General features: G+C 65.1%; 16 protein-coding genes. 12 read left to right on the top strand and 4 right to left on the bottom strand.

Annotation, left to right across the window (positions count from 1 at the left end):
* The first annotated feature begins 39 nt into the window (after positions 1-39).
* The 3 genes from ABD269_RS03445 (at position 40) to ABD269_RS03435 (ending at position 2277) form a co-directional block, all read left to right on the top strand.
* Positions 40-600: an RNA polymerase sigma factor gene (locus ABD269_RS03445; RefSeq protein ID WP_344115884.1), complete on the top strand. Its 561-nt coding sequence runs from the start codon at positions 40-42 to the stop codon at positions 598-600.
* The gene (locus ABD269_RS03440) at positions 597-1589 is read left to right on the top strand and encodes a hypothetical protein (RefSeq protein ID WP_344115882.1); all 993 of its coding nucleotides are present in this window, start codon (positions 597-599) and stop codon (positions 1587-1589) included. Before ABD269_RS03445 ends, ABD269_RS03440 begins: the two co-directional genes overlap by 4 nt.
* Before the next feature lie 478 nt (positions 1590-2067).
* Positions 2068-2277 (top strand): hypothetical protein, encoded by a 210-nt coding sequence (locus ABD269_RS03435; RefSeq protein ID WP_344115880.1) that lies wholly within the window; start codon positions 2068-2070, stop codon positions 2275-2277.
* A gap of 44 nt (positions 2278-2321) precedes the next feature.
* Here the strand turns inward: ABD269_RS03435 and ABD269_RS03430 are convergent, their stop codons facing one another.
* The 4 genes from ABD269_RS03430 to ABD269_RS03415 form a co-directional block, all read right to left on the bottom strand.
* Positions 2322-3671: a serine hydrolase domain-containing protein gene (locus tag ABD269_RS03430; RefSeq protein WP_344115877.1), complete on the bottom strand. Its 1350-nt coding sequence runs from the start codon at positions 3669-3671 to the stop codon at positions 2322-2324.
* A gap of 152 nt (positions 3672-3823) precedes the next feature.
* On the bottom strand, positions 3824-4195 hold the full coding sequence (locus ABD269_RS03425; protein ID WP_344116037.1) for a GNAT family N-acetyltransferase: 372 nt from the start codon (positions 4193-4195) through the stop codon (positions 3824-3826).
* A complete protein-coding gene (locus ABD269_RS03420; RefSeq protein ID WP_344115875.1) occupies positions 4164-4925 on the bottom strand; it encodes a class I SAM-dependent methyltransferase in 762 nt (253 codons plus the stop codon). The genes ABD269_RS03425 and ABD269_RS03420 overlap by 32 nt, the downstream gene beginning before the upstream one ends.
* 45 nt (positions 4926-4970) lie before the next feature.
* A complete protein-coding gene (locus tag ABD269_RS03415) occupies positions 4971-6329 on the bottom strand; it encodes a hypothetical protein (RefSeq protein ID WP_344115873.1) in 1359 nt (452 codons plus the stop codon).
* 588 nt (positions 6330-6917) lie between these two features.
* Here ABD269_RS03415 and ABD269_RS03410 point away from each other — a divergent pair.
* Genes ABD269_RS03410 through ABD269_RS03370 form a run of 9 tightly spaced genes read left to right on the top strand, consistent with a single transcriptional unit; the run spans position 6918 to position 15135 of the window.
* Positions 6918-8213, top strand: coding sequence for a TfuA-like protein (locus ABD269_RS03410; RefSeq protein WP_344115871.1), 1296 nt, complete (start codon positions 6918-6920; stop codon positions 8211-8213).
* 28 nt (positions 8214-8241) lie between these two features.
* Positions 8242-9345 (top strand): YcaO-like family protein, encoded by a 1104-nt coding sequence (locus ABD269_RS03405; RefSeq protein ID WP_344115869.1) that lies wholly within the window; start codon positions 8242-8244, stop codon positions 9343-9345.
* Positions 9346-9391: 46 nt separating this feature from the next.
* On the top strand, positions 9392-10168 hold the full coding sequence (locus ABD269_RS03400) for a hypothetical protein (protein WP_344115867.1): 777 nt from the start codon (positions 9392-9394) through the stop codon (positions 10166-10168).
* A 32-nt stretch (positions 10169-10200) separates the two neighbouring features.
* Positions 10201-10479 carry a ubiquitin family protein gene (locus tag ABD269_RS03395; protein WP_344115865.1) on the top strand — a complete coding sequence of 93 codons (279 nt, stop codon included), beginning with the start codon at positions 10201-10203 and terminating at the stop codon, positions 10477-10479.
* The gene (locus ABD269_RS03390; protein ID WP_344115862.1) at positions 10472-10921 is read left to right on the top strand and encodes a GNAT family N-acetyltransferase; all 450 of its coding nucleotides are present in this window, start codon (positions 10472-10474) and stop codon (positions 10919-10921) included. The genes ABD269_RS03395 and ABD269_RS03390 overlap by 8 nt, the downstream gene beginning before the upstream one ends.
* On the top strand, positions 10918-12042 hold the full coding sequence (locus ABD269_RS03385) for an acyl-CoA dehydrogenase family protein (protein ID WP_344115860.1): 1125 nt from the start codon (positions 10918-10920) through the stop codon (positions 12040-12042). The genes ABD269_RS03390 and ABD269_RS03385 overlap by 4 nt, the downstream gene beginning before the upstream one ends.
* Positions 12042-12284, top strand: coding sequence for a phosphopantetheine-binding protein (locus tag ABD269_RS03380; RefSeq protein WP_344116035.1), 243 nt, complete (start codon positions 12042-12044; stop codon positions 12282-12284). The genes ABD269_RS03385 and ABD269_RS03380 overlap by 1 nt, the downstream gene beginning before the upstream one ends.
* Before the next feature lie 20 nt (positions 12285-12304).
* Positions 12305-13840 carry an amino acid adenylation domain-containing protein gene (locus tag ABD269_RS03375; RefSeq protein WP_344115858.1) on the top strand — a complete coding sequence of 512 codons (1536 nt, stop codon included), beginning with the start codon at positions 12305-12307 and terminating at the stop codon, positions 13838-13840.
* Between the two features lie 14 nt (positions 13841-13854).
* Positions 13855-15135, top strand: a complete 1281-nt coding sequence (locus ABD269_RS03370) for an MFS transporter (protein ID WP_344115856.1) — start codon at positions 13855-13857, stop codon at positions 15133-15135.
* The last annotated feature ends 50 nt before the right edge of the window (positions 15136-15185 follow it).

Here is a 15185-nt window from a genome sequence, read left to right as displayed (position 1 = left end):
GGGGGCCGCGGAGGGCGCGGCCTGTGGAAGGGGAGGTCCGTGGCGACGGACGAGGAACTGCTGGCGCGCTCGGGAACCGACGCGTCGGCCTTTGAACCGCTCGTGGAGCGCCATTCGAGGGCGCTGCACGGCTACTTCGCGCGCCGGGCGCCCGGCGCGGCGGACGATCTGCTGTCGGAGGCGTGGCTGCGGGCCTACGCGGGGCGCGGCACCTACGACGCGACCCGCGGGCCGGTGAAGGCATGGCTCTTCGGCGTGGCCCGCAACGTGCTGGCCGCGCACTGGCGCGGGCAGGAACGGCCCGGGGCCGCCGCCGCGCTCGCCGGTGAGGCGAGCAGCGACCCATGGCACGCCGTCGACCGGAGGCTGGACGCGGCGGCGGTTGCCCCGCAGCTGCGCCGGACTCTGGCGGAACTGCCCGCCGTGGAGCGGGAGTTGCTGCTCCTGATCGCGTGGGAGCAGCTCAGCCCCACCGAGGCCGCGGCCGTCGTCGGCGTCCCCGCGGGCACGGCCAGGTCCCGGCTGCACCGGGCGCGCACCCGGCTGCGCGAGGCGCTCGGCCCCTCCGCCCCGCTTTCCCTGACAGGAGACCTCGTATGACCGGGCAGCAGGACATGAACGACAAGGACCTCCTCGACTTCCCCGGTGCCCGGCGGCTGAAGGCCGCGGGCAAGGTCGCGCCGCCCTCGGCCGACGCCGTCGCCGCGGCGCTGGCCGCGGTGCGGTCGGCGGCGGCCGGCGCCGCGGAGGGGGGCGGTGCGGCCGTCGAGTACGAGCTCGAACGGGAGCCGGTGGCCGCGGTCGTCCCCCTGCGGACGTGGCGGCGGCGCCTTCCCGTGCTCGCCTCGGCGGCGGCGGTCGTGGCGGTCGTGCTGGGTGTCGCGTTCGGGCCCTGGTCGGACTCCGGGGACGCGCAAGGCTCTTCCCCGGCGGCACAGCGGACGGCGGCGGAGGAGCGGACGGGTACGGGGACGGCGCCGTACTGGAAGGTGCGGACCCGCCAGTGGAGCCGGAGCAGTGAATCCCGGCAGAAGGACGAGTCGTACGAGACCGTCTGGCGGAGCCGGAGCGACACACGCGGGCAGTCCGGTGACGGCCCGGTCCAGTACTACACCCAGGACGTGGCAGGGGTGCCCTACACGATCTGCGGCAACCGGATCTATTGGGACCAGCTGGGCAAGCTGCCCACCGACCCGGAGGAGCTGCGGGCCCGCCTCGTCGGGAAGGAGACCGGGGAGGAGGCCGAGGAGGGACTCTTCCTGGGCATCGAGGAGCTGCTCGCCGGTTCCCCGGCCGAACCACCGCTGCGGGCCGCGCTGTTCGAGGTCCTCAAGCGGATTCCCGGGGCGCGGGTGACAGAACACGTCAAGGACAGCACCGGGCGCGAGGGCACGGCCGTCGACCTGGACGCCGGCACCTGGCGCGAGCGACTGATCGTCGACACCGGTACGTTCCACGCGCTGGAGCTCGTCAACACGGCGCGCAACGACGGCTTGAAGTGGGGCAAGCGGGAGCTTCGGGCGGGGGATCTGCTCATGCGGACCACGTATTTGTCGGTCGGGCCTGCGTGGGAGGCTCCGCGGCCGTAGTGGTTGAGGTCTGTTGCCGCCTGCGCTTTCCGCTGGGTGCGGGTCCGTTGCCGGGTGCGGCTTGTCGGCGCCTGCGGCGGGAGCGCCCTGCGGGCGCGGCCTCAATCGCCGGCCGGGCTGGGTTTTGGGCTCGTCGCCGTTGTCACGGTGCGGGGCCGTGCCGCTCCGGGGGAGTACGGGACTGCTTCGCTTTACGTCCCGCACTCCCCCTGCGCGTCCCGCCCCCTCCCGCCACAACCAGCCCGTCCGGCGTTTGAGGACAGCGCGCGAAGCGTGCTTCGGGGGTCTGGGGGCTTGCCCCCAGTTTCGGGAAGGGGCGGGGTGGGGGAAAGCCCGCCGCAGGCGCCACGGCGCGTGGGCGCGCACATCGGCTCGCGCGAGTGCTCGCGCTGCCGCGCCCCCGGCGGGCGCCGTTTGTCGGACAACCCCGTGGAAAGAACTCCCGCGCCCGCCACGCGTGATCGACAAGGGGAGAACCATGCGAACCGTCAAGCGCGCCGCGACCGCCTTCGCCGCCGGCCTCCTGCTCACCATCGGCGCCGCCGCCCTGGCCGCACCGGCTCACGCCGAGGTCGACGCCAATCTTCTCGGGAATCTGCTCACGGAGCACGCGAACGGCTCGGAGATCCTTCAGCTCGGGGGCGCCACCATCCTCAACACCCTGAACCCCCTCAGCCCCATCGTCTGACGTGGCTGGTGACCGGCGTGTGTCGGCCTCAGAGATGATCTACGTCACCGACCTGCCCCGGCAGGACCAGGGCGCAGCGGCCCGGGGGTGAGCAGCCGCTGGGGCATCGGCGATGCGCCGGGGACCCGTTTGGCCGGGGTGCCGCTCAGCGCTTGGTCCATGTATCCGAGCAGTGCGTCGCCGATCGGGTTCGGCAGCGGCTTGCCGTCATCGCCGAACCGCTCGTACTTCATCAGGTTGTAGCCGATCGCGACCTGGCGACGCCCGTCCTCCGTGGACATCGCCCAGGTCCCCGCCCCGAACACGCCACCGTCGTGGCCCCAGTACCAGCCCCCGCTGGGCATCTTGAGGGTGAACAGACCGAGGCCGTACCGCATCACGACCTCATGTCCCGCAGTCGGCTCGTACGCGGGAACCGTCGTTTTCATCTCCCGCAGCTCCGCCGCGCCGAGCAGCTTCCCGCTCAGGAGCCGGCGGTAGAAGTCGTTGAGGTCGTTCATCGTGGAGACGATCGCACCGGCCGTACCGGCCCAGGACATGTCGTAGACGCTGTAGTCGCGTGCCGGTGCGATGGCGCCGTAGAACGACTCGTACATTTTGGCGTGCGGACCTGGGATGCCGGCGGAGCGCGGGAAGTACGTGTGCCGCAGTCCGGCCTTGTGGATGACGTTTTCGGTGATGTACGACTCCGGGTCCTGGCCCGTGACCTTCTTCAACAGCAGCCCGGCGATGATGTAGTTGGTGTTCGCGTACGAGTACTTGCCGCGCGGCGCAAGCGGCTTGGCCGCCAGGCCGAGGCGGACCAGCTCCTCGGGGGCCAGCTTGCGGAACTGGCCTTCGTCCAGGGCCTGTCCCGGGTCCTTCACCAGCTTGGGGAAGGCGGGCAGTATGTAGTCCGCGATGCCGCTCGTGTGGTTGAGCAGCATACGCACCGTCACCTTCCGCCCCCGCTCTCCCGGCACCAGATCCGGAAGGTAGTCGCCGATCGGGGCGTCCAGGTCGATCCGGCCCTTGGCCACTTGCTGGAGGACAGCCACCGAGGTGAAGGTCTTGGTAATGCTGCCGATCCGGTGTTCGTAGTCGGGGCGCATCGGCCGTCCGGTGTCGATGTCGGCGACGCCTGCCGCTCCCTGCCACCGCTCGGAGCCGTCCCTGACCGATGAATAGGCCCCGTACATCCCCGCCTGGTGGAACGCCTCAAGCGAGGCGCGCAGTGCCTTCCGGTCGAGGTCGGACGTGGTGGAGACGGCGGATGCGGAGACGGAGGCCGATGGCGGGGCGGCGGCCCCGGCCGGAAGCGCACCGACCGCGAGCGACAGCAGGGCCGCCGAAGTCACGGCGGCCAGGCGCGCTTTGCGACGGTCGGGCCGTGGGCTCGGGTGGCTGTTACGCATGGGCGGATCCCCTTTCATCAGGTGTGCGTGGCAGGTATCTCCATCCTCCGCGCGCCGCATCGTCCGTCCATCCATCCTCGGAACGACCTTGCTCACAAGAAGAGATGACGTTTGTCAGGTTCGATGACACGGGCGCGGTGCCTCACGCCTGCTCAGTGGCGGCGCAGTTCGAAGTGGGCCATGTTCAGGCCGGGGACCGGCTGGAAGTCCTCGCCGCGCGTGAAGCCGAGGCGCTTGTAGAGCGCGACGGCCGGGTCGTTCGCGGCGCCGGTCGTCACGACGATGTCGCGGTCGGGAACGATCTCGGTGAGCAGGTGCGTCAGCAGTCGCGAGGCCAGGCCCTGCCTGAACCATTCCGGGTCCACGCAGAGCCGGTCGATCTCTACGGGGTCGGTGTCCTCCCGCCAGGCGATGAAGGCGGCGAGGGTGTTCTCGTGTACGGTGCCCAGCCAGTGGAGTGACGGAGATCCTGCGCCTGACGATGTGGATGGTTCAAACGCCCTGCTTGACGAAGTGGGCCAGATATTGAAGTCCCTCCGTAAGGGTGTCGACGAGCTGCCAGGGCGTGCCGGCCGCCAGCTCCTCCAGTTCAGACACGGAGGCGAACAGGAAATCGTTCCATGGAGAAGTGATAAGGCCATGCCGAATCCGAAAACGCTGCTGCCCGGCCATCCTGCCCAACGCCCGGTTCTCCTCCAAGTAGGCAAGATGCGCTGGATTGGAAAACAGGTATGGATCTATCCCGACGCCGAGTAATGCCCCTCCCGGGCGCGTTACTTCAGCAAGTCGGTTGAGGACATCTGGACCCTTTTCCCGGCTCTCCAGCAATCCGATGTTCTGTCCGCCTAGTAGTACGGTATCGAACATTCCTAAACTTGGACTGACATCGTCAGCGGAAAGGCCGAGAACATCTACCCCTCGCTCTCTTGCCACTGCCGCTACTCCGGGAGACGGCTCGACGCCGAGCACCTCCAACCCCTGCTGATGCAGCTGTAGGGCATGCCTGCCCGGGCCGCATCCGACATCCAGGACCCGCCCCGATGCCCTGTCGCAGGAACGCTGTTCGAGCACACCCCACTTGGAAAACGGCTCGAAGTACTTGCTGACATCGTTGATGGTGAGCAAGCCGTCATCCCGCTCGATGATTTCATGGGCCAGGCCAGGTGCGCCTCCTGCTCGCCATGCCTGCGTCACGGCGAGGCCGAATGCATCTCCGATCACGGTCCGGTCGCGGGTGGCGTTCGGGCAGGCCATGGTTCACCTCCGTCATGAGAACGTTTTCAGTAGCGCATCGGATGGTCATGCAAGATAGCGCCGGTCCAGCCTTCTGGGCACAAGAGCCGGGTAGTTGAGGAAGCGCATGCGCGGGACCGACTGTCCGGGCTCGCCCATGGGCACGAGCTCGCTCCTGTCAGCATCGAAGGACAGTGTCTGGGGAGCGAAGGAAATGTTGTACTTCCGCGCAGTGTTCTCGAGATGGTAAGCGACGTTCTCATGTACCGCGGATTCCGCCCGGGTTGCCTGGTAGATGAACTCTGGATCGACCTCGCGCAGCAGGGTCATAGGTATGCGTTTTGGGAGCGTCAGAGCGTAGTAGCGGGGCCAGCCCTTGAGCCGGGTCCGCTCGAGCCAGGAGTGACCGAAGGGCCGGAGGCTGGAGAACATCGCGAAGCTCCACTCAAGCTTCACACGCGTCACCACTAGGAGAAGATTCACCGAGAACCCTGCTGCAATCAGCCAGTGGGTCAGCGCCACCTGTCCGTTTGTAGGCAATGCTTGGCTCGACTGCGTCGGCTCGGATGCTGCAGCCGCCGCAACTGCGCACAGGTACCCATAGGTAGCCCCTTCGCAAAAGTCCTTGAGGAGCCAGCTTTTCGAGCGCCGCCCACGGGCGGTTCGCCTGGCAGCCAGAGCGAGCAGGGCTGTGAGAAGAGTAGGAAAAAGCGCAGAGACGGAGGCGACCGGGAGCGCGAATTGGCCGTTCAGCGGGGTCAGGGCTACCACCCAGAGCGCCATTGCGATAACGGAAAAGGGGAAGTTGCCAGAGACGCCGAACACCAAGTGCATCAGGATTGCAAGCCACAAGTCATAGTGCCCGCCACCCGGTACCCACATAAGAGTGCCGACAGTCAGCTCGGTAAGGACGACCAGGGCTGGGACCAGCTTGAGCTGGCGAGGATACGGCCGTAGCCCGAGCAACTGGAGGTAATGCGCGGTGACGACTCGGCCGGCACTCCGCTCAGTGAGTAGGTACTCGTCATTGATCTTTAGCAGTGCCGCTGTTAGGTAGACGCCCACCAGAAGATCCCGTGCCACGACAGGGTGGATGCTTGCAGGAGCGAACGCCATGGCCACTGCTGCCACTGCCCCGAGCCAGCAGTGATCGGAGAGTCGCCGGTGAGTTGCCAGCATCCAATAGACGACGAGTACAACGGTGATGGTGCGTCCACCTGGAGAATGAGTAGTCAGCGAGGCGAGGAGGGCCAGAGGGAGGGCTACCACCTGCCCTGAAGCCGCTGCTGCACGAGGAAGTCTGATGCCGAAAACTGGTGCATAGTGGTGCCCAAGGCTCGAGAAACCGTATTCCCAGTGCCTGTTAACCTGGTGGAAAAGGAGGCCACCTATGATGAGAGCCGTAGGTGTGATCTGAATTTCCATTCAGCTCCCCAAGGGTTATTTCCCACTTCAGGGTCGTTGGTTGATCATCTCGAGGTCGTATGTGTATCGGCGATTCCGGCGATCGGTGGCCAGCTTTCCTGAGCTCATGATGCTCCAACTGGCCGAGTTGATGTCAATGGTGGTCGGTCCCCCTGATGGTTGACTATGGCTGGATGTCATCGGTGGAGCACCCCAGAGGCTGACTCTCTCCCTTCTGACCTGTGGTGTTTGAAGCGCCATTCGGCTTCTGCCCTGCTTAGCTGACTACGGAATGACCGATTCCGTGTTGCTTGAAGCTCAAACTGCCTGGACAGTGATCGAACATCGACGTAGCGTGCGATCGGCGCAATAGGGCGCCGAGATTTCCCTCAATTGAAGATTGGGAGAAAAACGTGGCTGAGGTAACTCAAGAAGCGGTCAGCGACATCGAGGAACTCACCGGTGAGGATTTTGAGGGCCTGTTTGCGGACGCTCCGCTGATCATCACTGACAGTGAAGTTCAGAACTGACGTACCTTGCCAGGCAGGTCATGCTGAGTGAACTGCCATAGCTGGTGCCCCCGGTAAACCATTGAAAGAGGGGAAGGTCATGGCGGTTCACGTGTTCGTCGGGCCGTCGTGCCCTTCCTCTCTCATGCTGAAGGACTACCCAGAATTCCTGCTGCACGAGCCCGTCAAACATGGTGACCTCTTCTCGGCTGCCCTCACCGCGGAGGATGTCATCGTCATCGTGGACGGGGTCTACCACCATAGGCTGGCCCTGCGGCACAAAGAGATCCTCGACGCTCTGGCGCGGGGGGTCACGGTCCTTGGAGCGGCCAGCATCGGTGCCCTGCGCGCGGCCGAACTCGATACGCTCGGCATGATCGGCGTCGGCAATGTCTACCGCTGGTATCGCGATGGTGTCTTCGAAGGGGATGACGCCGTGAGCGTGGCTCACCGTGAGACGGGCTCGCTGGCCAGCATCAACGTCCCCTTGGTCAACCTCTATGCCGCGATCCTCGCTGCCTGCGACTCTGGAGTCCTGCGGCAGGAAGCGGCCCGGAGTCTGATGGCGTGTCTGGAGCGTGAATATTACCCGCTGCGCACACCGGAACGCGTCCTTGCCATCGCTGAGGAATGCGGTGAGTCCGCATTCGGCCCCTGGTACCGCGAGCAAACGGGCGCCAACCCTGGTGTCTTCGATCAGAAGCAGGCCGACGCGCTGGAAGCCTTCGCGCTCGCCGAGAAGCTCAATGTTCTGCCATGTGCCGTTGTGCGCCCTCAGGCGAGGGGTGTCGAACGGGACTGGCGTACCGAATACCAGCGCCGCTGGCGCAACCGGTTCGCGACGGCCGATCCGGCACTGCACCACCGACTCGCCTACCAGCAGATCTTCGACCCCGGGTTCCCCGACGTCTGGTGGGACTTCCTGCACAGTTCGTCTGATCCCGCATGCTCAGGTGCTTCCGATGGTTTCCGGGGCCACGTGCTGCGTCAGCTGGGGCCGACGGCCGCCCAGTGGCTTGACGAACCGGAGCTGAGGGTGCGCATCACTGCGGTGATGTGCCCCCTTCCCGACCTGGCAGACCTGCACGAGTCCGGGCTGCTGTTGCGGCGCGAGTCGATACAGGACCGGGTCCGGGTAACCGACTGGCTAGGACAGACACGTCACCACCTGGACAATCACCCCGGACGTAGCCTTCTCCAAATCAGGGAAAATCTTTGCGCACGACTGCTCGCCCAGATTTGGGGTGTTGGCATTGGCCGCGAGCTGGCCGCAGAGTGCGGCAGGAGGGGCTTTCCTTCGGTGCGTCAGGCAGCTATAGCCTTTCGGCCTCTCGCCATTGGCTATCTGTCCGGCGCCAGAGCCTCGGCGATGAGCGGGGGGCCTGACCATGCCTAAGGTCAGGCTGCCCGGAACGCACCGCGCAGTGACACCGGAGACCACTTGGACGCGGCTCGCACCCCGGCTGCGTGACTATGGGATCACTCGGGTCGCCGAGGTTACCCGCCTCGACAACATCGGCATCCCCGTCTTCCTCACCGTACGGCCAGAGTCGGAGACCCTCGCCGTCTCCCAAGGCAAGGGCGCCACACCGATCCTCGCGAAGCTCTCTGCCGTCATGGAGGCCGTCGAGCTGTGGTACGCGGAGCGGCCGGTGCTCGACACCTTCGTCGCCGCGGCCGGGAGCCTTAGTCTCCCGTACACCCTTGCCGACTTGAACCTTCGTGAGATGGCCGACTGGATCGAGGAACTTGAACTGCCCTGGGTTTGGGCGCAGTCACTGGCCGACCATCGGTCCGTGCCTGTTCCGCTTGACCTCGTCCGGCTCTCCTACAGCGGGGAACACTTCTGGCGTCCTCGTCCATTTGTCACCAGCAGCACCGGACTCGCCTCCGGTAACACCTTCACCGAGGCGTGTCTCCACGGGATCTGCGAGGCGGTCGAACGCGATGTGCTGGCAGCTCACCCTTCCCGCGATGACCCCGGGCGCTTGCGTGTGAACCCAGCCACGATCCGCAACGAACACTTGCGCTCACTGATCGACCAAATCACTGCTGCGAACGTTGAGTTCGAGATCATGTGCATCCCGAATAGGTTCGGAATGCCGACATTCTCGGCATATGTCTGGTCTCCCCTCTTTCCTATCGTGTGCGCCGGCTCGGGCACCCATATGGACCCCGACGTCGCACTGTCCCGTGCACTGACCGAGGCAGTGCAAAGTCGACTGACCGAGATCAGCGCAACGCGGGACGACATCCCGTCGGACCAGGACACCGCGCGGGACGCGGGCTCGGAACCCGGCTTCCACGCCCATGTCGAGGGGTTGCACATCGACGACGCCTTGCGCGGCCACGGGGGCAGCCTCGACGACATGGAACAGGAACTGGCCATGGTTACACGACGGCTCCTGGACGCCACAGGCCATAGCCCTCTCGCAGTGCGGCTGTCTGAGCAGTCCGATCCGTTCAGCGTTGTACGGGTGGTTTGCCCGGGGCTCACTTATGCGGAGGGACGCACGCTCTCCCCCTGACCGCCATGGCTTCTGAAGCACAGGATCAGTGATGCGAGGTTCTCCATTGAAGATTCGCCGGGACAGGTTCCAGCACTCGGAGGGTTACGTCCTCGAGTACGAGGTGACTGAGCCCAAGGCTGTTACCAGCCCCTACCTGCACATCCTCTTCCATGGTTTCAGCCGAATTGAGAAGCACGCTCCGCCGGTTTTCGCACGGAAACAGTGGAAGCGGGCGGCGGAGTCGGTGTGCCTCTCCTTCTCCGACCCCATTCACCACTTCACCCGTGACTCCTGCTGCGGCTGGTTCCTACTGGGTGAAGAGGAGTTCGCGCCACGGATGTACGCACTGTGTGCATCTCTTCGGGAGCGACACGGGCTTGAGGGAACCGTCTGGCATGGTCTCTCGTCCGGTGGGTACGCGGCGCTCAAGCACTGTATGCGAGCGGGGGGCAAAGACCTCGCATTCGTCATTTCGCCGCACAACAACCCGTCCGTGCTTCCGCAGTGGGAACGAGAGGCCATGCCCTTCTCCCATCTCCCGGGCATGGTCGCGCCGGAGGAGACAACCGACATCATCAAGGGCTGGGCCGCGCCTGGCGCGGGACGCTATCTGCATGCGCTGATGTCGGAGAAGGACTCCTACTTCGCCCTGGACCACCTTCGCCCGATCATGCGAAGCCTTGGAGGCCATGAGAGTGCCCGGGCCGTCATGCTCCGGGACGGACGGGGCCACGGATTCGTCAAGGACGCCGACTACGACTCCCAGCTCACGGAAGCGATCCGCAACTGGGAGGAATACCGGGCACGCCACGCCACTACGGCGGCGAGTGCCGCCGGATGACGACGGCACCAGATCAGAGTGAGGAGTACGCAGTGCCCGAGGTAGAGGTCATCCTCTCGACCCCGCTCGCCCGCTTCGCTGACGGCGAGACCAGGTTCCATGTGCCTGCTGGCACCTTTCAGGAAGTCATCGGCAAAGTGTATGAGCGACATCCGGCGCTGCGCCTACGGCTGGCGGACAATTCCGGAGCACTGCTTCCGTTCATCAGCGTCTTTATCGGTGAGGACAACATCCGCGACTTGGCGGCTTCGGACATCCAGGTGAAGGCTCGGAGCACAGTGTTGATCATGTCGGCGGTGGCTGGTGGCTAGTTCGGAACCGCTGCGTACCATCCGCGAGGCCACAGTCGACGATGCCGGAGTCATCCACGAGCTCTATGGAGCAGGTGATATCGACGAGTTCACTGCCCGCCTGGCCGACCGGCATACGGCGCCCGGCACGGTGCACTTCGTCGCCGAGTCGGAAGGTCAGGTGATTGCGGCGTTTGCGCTCACCGGCCTCGGTCGGCTGAGGCCCGGAGGTAGGAACCGGCTGCTACTCCATGAGATCAGGCTCCGATTGAACGCCCGGGGCACGCGCGTCACCGAGGACATCTTGGGCTGGCTGGCGACGAACCTCGCTGTGGGTACTGAGACAGAGCTGCTGGCTCTGGCTCCGCTTGGACGCCGCCCCTCCAGCTTCGACCGGTTCGGGCTGACTGAGTGCCACACAGTCTTTAAATGGCCCGTTCTGGACAAAGGTATACGGATATGACTGAGCGTCAGATCTTCTTGCACAGCCAGGAGTTCACGGACTGGCTGCACTGGTTGCGGTCCTGGGCCGGGAAAGCCTCGGATCAGGTCACCACTTGGCGTGAGGGGGCTGCGCAAGGGCTGCTGTCCCTGGCCGTCCCCGAGGCCGCGGGCGGTGCTGGGGCCGGCTATGAGGCCGCTTGCCTCGCCTTAGAGGCGTTCGCCGAGGAGAGTGGTCTGAGCGGATTACCCTTCGCTATGGCCGCCCAGATGTGGGCATGCCAGGAGCCTCTTCTCGAATTCGGCAGCCAGGCCCAGCACGTCAGGTATCTGGACCCGCTGGTGGCAGGCGCAGCGGTTGGCGCCTTCGCTGCCACCGAGTACGACTCGGGCTCCGACCTTCTGTCCCTCCGGACCCGTGCCGAACAGGATAACGACGGGCAATGGCGGTTGAACGGCTCCAAGACCTTCATTACCAATGGGCCGACCGCGGACGTCTTCCTGATACTCGCCCGTACGGCGGAGGGAAGCGCTCTCGGGGGGCTCACGGCCTTCCTTGTTCCCCAGGGCACCCAAGGGCTTCACATTGGTAAGGCGATCGACAAGACCGGGTTGAGGGGCGCGCAACTGGGCTCCCTGCTCCTGGATAACTGCATGATCGACGAGACCGATCGGCTCGGAGGCACCGGTGGCGGATTCGCTGTGCTGATGCATGCGATGCGTTACGAGCGGGCTTTCATCTTGGCGCCAATGCTGGGGTTGATGGCCAGGGCCCTCCGCCTGGCAATCCAACACATCAAGTCCCGCCGCCAGTTCGGTCAGCCTCTCAGCTCGTACGACACGATCCGACAGAAGGCAGTCCGAATGCATCTCAACCTGACTAGTGCACGTGAACTGCTGTATGCCACGGCGCGGGCGGCAGACGGGAACTCTCTGGACCATGGCCGGGCGTCCCTGACGAAGTTGCACGTCAGTACGGAATTCAACCGGTTCACCCAGGAACTTCCGGACCTGTACGGCGGTTACGCGCTGATGCCGGAGACGGGCGCGACCGCATTGATGGCGGACGCGGTAGCCAGCAGGTACTACTCCGGGACATCCGACATGCAGATGAAGGTCATCGCTGAAGGGCTTGGTCTGTGATGGTAGAAGACTCCGTACTTAAGGCCGTGCGTGCTGCGGTCCAAGAGGTGGTGCCGGGAGTTGAAGTATCCGACGACACCCCGCTCATTGCCCGCAGGATCGTAGACTCCCTGTCGCTGCTGAGTCTGGTCTCGCTGCTGGAGGAGCGGCTTCCCGTCACCATCAGGGACTCGGAGCTCCTCCCGGCCAACTTCGAGACCGTGGTCGCGATCCGCGCATTCTTGAAGTCCAAGGGCTGCTGATGGCTTCCGCTCGCTCACTCGTGGACGATCTTCGGGCGACCGCCGCGCGCCATGGCGACCGCACAGCCACCATCGACGGAACGATCACGCTCACCTATGCAGAACTGGACAGCATCGCAGAGCACATCGCACAGGCCCTGCACGGTCTGGATGTCCGCCCTGGAGACTGTGCAGTCTGGCACGGGGCGAAGTGCTCTCTCGCTGTGGCGGCTGTTCACGGCATTCTTCGGTCGGGGGCAGGTTACGTGCCGGTCGATCCGGACGCGCCCATCGCCCGCGCCGAGCTCATCGTCGGCCGTATCCGTCCCCGGGTGCTGGTAGCGGACACCGCGGCCCGGGACCAGTGGCGCACGGTCGAGCCTGGGCTCGCCTGGCAGGAACTGCCCGGTCCCGGACTGGCTGGCAAATTGTGGTTCGCGATCCCGAAGGGCGTACCACGCGAGCCTGTGGCGGATCTCGCGTATGTGCTCCACACCTCTGGTAGCACCGGTCACCCCAAGGGCGTGGTACACACCCATGCGAGCGCCTCGGCGTTCGTCGACTGGTCGGTCCAAGAGCTCCGGCTCACAGAGCACGACGTCATTATCAACTCCGCGCCGCTGCACTTCGACCCCACGACTCTCCACCTCTTCGGTGCCGCGCGAGTGGGAGCGGCGGTCGCCCTGATGCCGGCGTCGGCGGCGCCTTTCCCGGCTGCCTACATCAAGTTCTGCCGCCAGGTTGGCGGCACTGTCTGGTACGCCGTGACCTCGACTCTGGCCTGGCTCACCCGCTGGGGCAAGGACCTGCTGCCGGAACTTCGAGGTCTGCGCGCGGCCGTGGTCGGTGGCGAGGCGCTGCAGCCGGATGACGTGAATGTGCTGCTCTCGGCTCTCCCCAAGGTGCGATTGCTCAATGTGTACGGCCCGACAGAAAGCAACATCTGTACGTTTCACGAGATCCGCGGCTTGCAGCAGCCCGATGTCGTCATCCCTATCGGGCGGGTGTTGCCCGGTGCCGAGATCGCCGTGGTGGATGAGCGGCTGGAGCCGGTGGAGGTCGGCCGCCCGGGTCAGCTCTTGGTACGGGGCACCATGCTGATGGCGGGTTATCTGGACCCCGACCAGACAGTCCGGTCACTTGTCCGCACCTCTGACCACCGAGAGTGGTACGCCAGCGGAGATCTGGTACGAGAGAACCCGGCAGGTGAGTTGGAATTCATCGGACGCGAGGACACCCAGATCAAGTCGCGGGGCTTTCGCGTCGAGTTGGGGGAGATCGAACGGCACCTTCATGCGCTCGACAGCGTCCACGACTGCGTTGCCGTGGCGACGCCGGACGCTGTTTTCTCCAACCTGATCACCGTTTTCGTGACCGCGGACCACCTCGATTACATCAAGGCGCTACCCGACTTGCTGCGTGCTGGGCTGCCGCACTACATGGTTCCGCAGCGCATCATCCATGTGGCCGATGAGCTACCCAGAAACTCCAACGGCAAGGTTGACCGGAAGGCCCTGACGGAGCTGGCTGCCCGGCCGTCCCTCGGTGATGCCCCGGGCTTGACGGTCCTACGCTGACGGAAGGTAGAACTGTGACGCTCCCCTCCGTAGACGCCCCCGTGGGCGATGGCGTCGAGGTCCTCAAGGTTCCGGACTTCCGGCGACTGTGGGCGGCGAACGGATTCCGATACGCGGCCTCCGAGGTCGCCGGATTCGCTCTGCCCGTTACCGCCCTCATTCTTCTTCACGCTCCACCGTTGGTGATGAGCCTGATCTTCGTCTGCAGCCGGGTCGGCTTCCTGGTGATGGGTCTCCCGGCCGGCGTCTGGATCGACCGCTGGCGGAAGAAGCCAGTGTTGATTTGGGCAGATGTCGCGTATGCCGTTGCCTTTGGCAGCGTGCCTGTCGCCTACTTCCTGGACGTCCTCACCGTGGCCCAACTGACCTTGGTGGCATTGGTGGTGAGCCTGGCAGGCGTCTTCTTCGACGTGGCTCATAGCAGCGTCCTGCCCTATGTGCTGCCAAGGCGGCGCGTGGCGGATGGCAACGCTCGGCTGCAAACCTCCGAGACCACCATCCAGGCGATCTCCCCCAGCGTCGCCGGCGTCCTGGCTCAGAGCATCGCTGCCCCCGTTCTCTACTGCTTCGTCGCGGTCTGCCACCTGACGTCAGTCCTGTTGCTGCGACGTATCCACCCGAACGGGGACATCGCCAGAGGCAAAGCTGAGTCTGGGCGAAAGTTCCGTCGGGAGATCTCCGACGGCATCGCCATCCTCTTCAAACAGCCCCTGCTCCGGTTGCTGCTCAACCAGGCGGCCCTGAACAACATAGGTGCGGGCATCATCCTGGCGATGCTTCCGGTCTTTCTCCTCAAAGAGATCGGCATCGCCCCGTGGATGTTTGGCCTGCTGTCGACGCTCGGCGCCTTGGCGGGCCTCGCCGCATCCCTGCTGGCTCCCAAATTGCGGCGCCGGTTCGGTGAAATACGGATGACATTGCTCTTCTCTGCTCTAGCTCCCTTCGCAGTCTTGGCGGCGCCGCTCGCCGGCGTCTTCCGGAGTGCTGCTGTTCCCCTGATTGCGCTGGCGGAGATTCTCATTGGCATTGCTATCGTGGGCAGATCGGTGTCCACTGCCGGACTACGCGCGCGGGTGACACCGAACGAGTACATGGGTCGGGTCACAGCGGCGTACAGCGTCGTCGTGCAGGGAGCGACGCCTCTGGGGGCGCTCGCCGGTGGTCTGATCGCCAACCAATGGTCCACCGGTACAGCCCTTTGGGTGGGGGGGCTGGCCATGGGTGTTCCGCTCATCTTGCTGCTGCTTTCTCCGCTACGCCGCTATCGCACGCTCCCTGCTGAGTGGGAGGTTTGAACCCCGCTCTCTCTGAACTTATTGCTTTTGCCTCATCGCACAGTTCACTT

Origin of the sequence: Streptomyces blastmyceticus (assembly GCF_039521185.1) — a bacterium.
GTDB classification, from domain to species: domain Bacteria; phylum Actinomycetota; class Actinomycetes; order Streptomycetales; family Streptomycetaceae; genus Streptomyces; species Streptomyces blastmyceticus.
The sequence above is the reverse complement of the archived record's forward strand: the minus strand, read 5'-3'. Positions and strand labels throughout refer to the sequence as shown.

Coding starts and splice junctions, on each gene's coding strand:
- ABD269_RS03440 (WP_344115882.1), top strand. CDS start 597: ATGACCGGGCAGCAGGACATGAACGACAAGGACCTCCTCGACTTCCCC.
- ABD269_RS03435 (WP_344115880.1), top strand. CDS start 2,068: ATGCGAACCGTCAAGCGCGCCGCGACCGCCTTCGCCGCCGGCCTCCTG.
- ABD269_RS03430 (WP_344115877.1), bottom strand. CDS start 3,671: ATGCGTAACAGCCACCCGAGCCCACGGCCCGACCGTCGCAAAGCGCGC.
- ABD269_RS03420 (WP_344115875.1), bottom strand. CDS start 4,925: ATGGCCTGCCCGAACGCCACCCGCGACCGGACCGTGATCGGAGATGCA.
- ABD269_RS03415 (WP_344115873.1), bottom strand. CDS start 6,329: ATGGAAATTCAGATCACACCTACGGCTCTCATCATAGGTGGCCTCCTT.
- ABD269_RS03410 (WP_344115871.1), top strand. CDS start 6,918: ATGGCGGTTCACGTGTTCGTCGGGCCGTCGTGCCCTTCCTCTCTCATG.
- ABD269_RS03385 (WP_344115860.1), top strand. CDS start 10,918: ATGACTGAGCGTCAGATCTTCTTGCACAGCCAGGAGTTCACGGACTGG.
- ABD269_RS03380 (WP_344116035.1), top strand. CDS start 12,042: ATGGTAGAAGACTCCGTACTTAAGGCCGTGCGTGCTGCGGTCCAAGAG.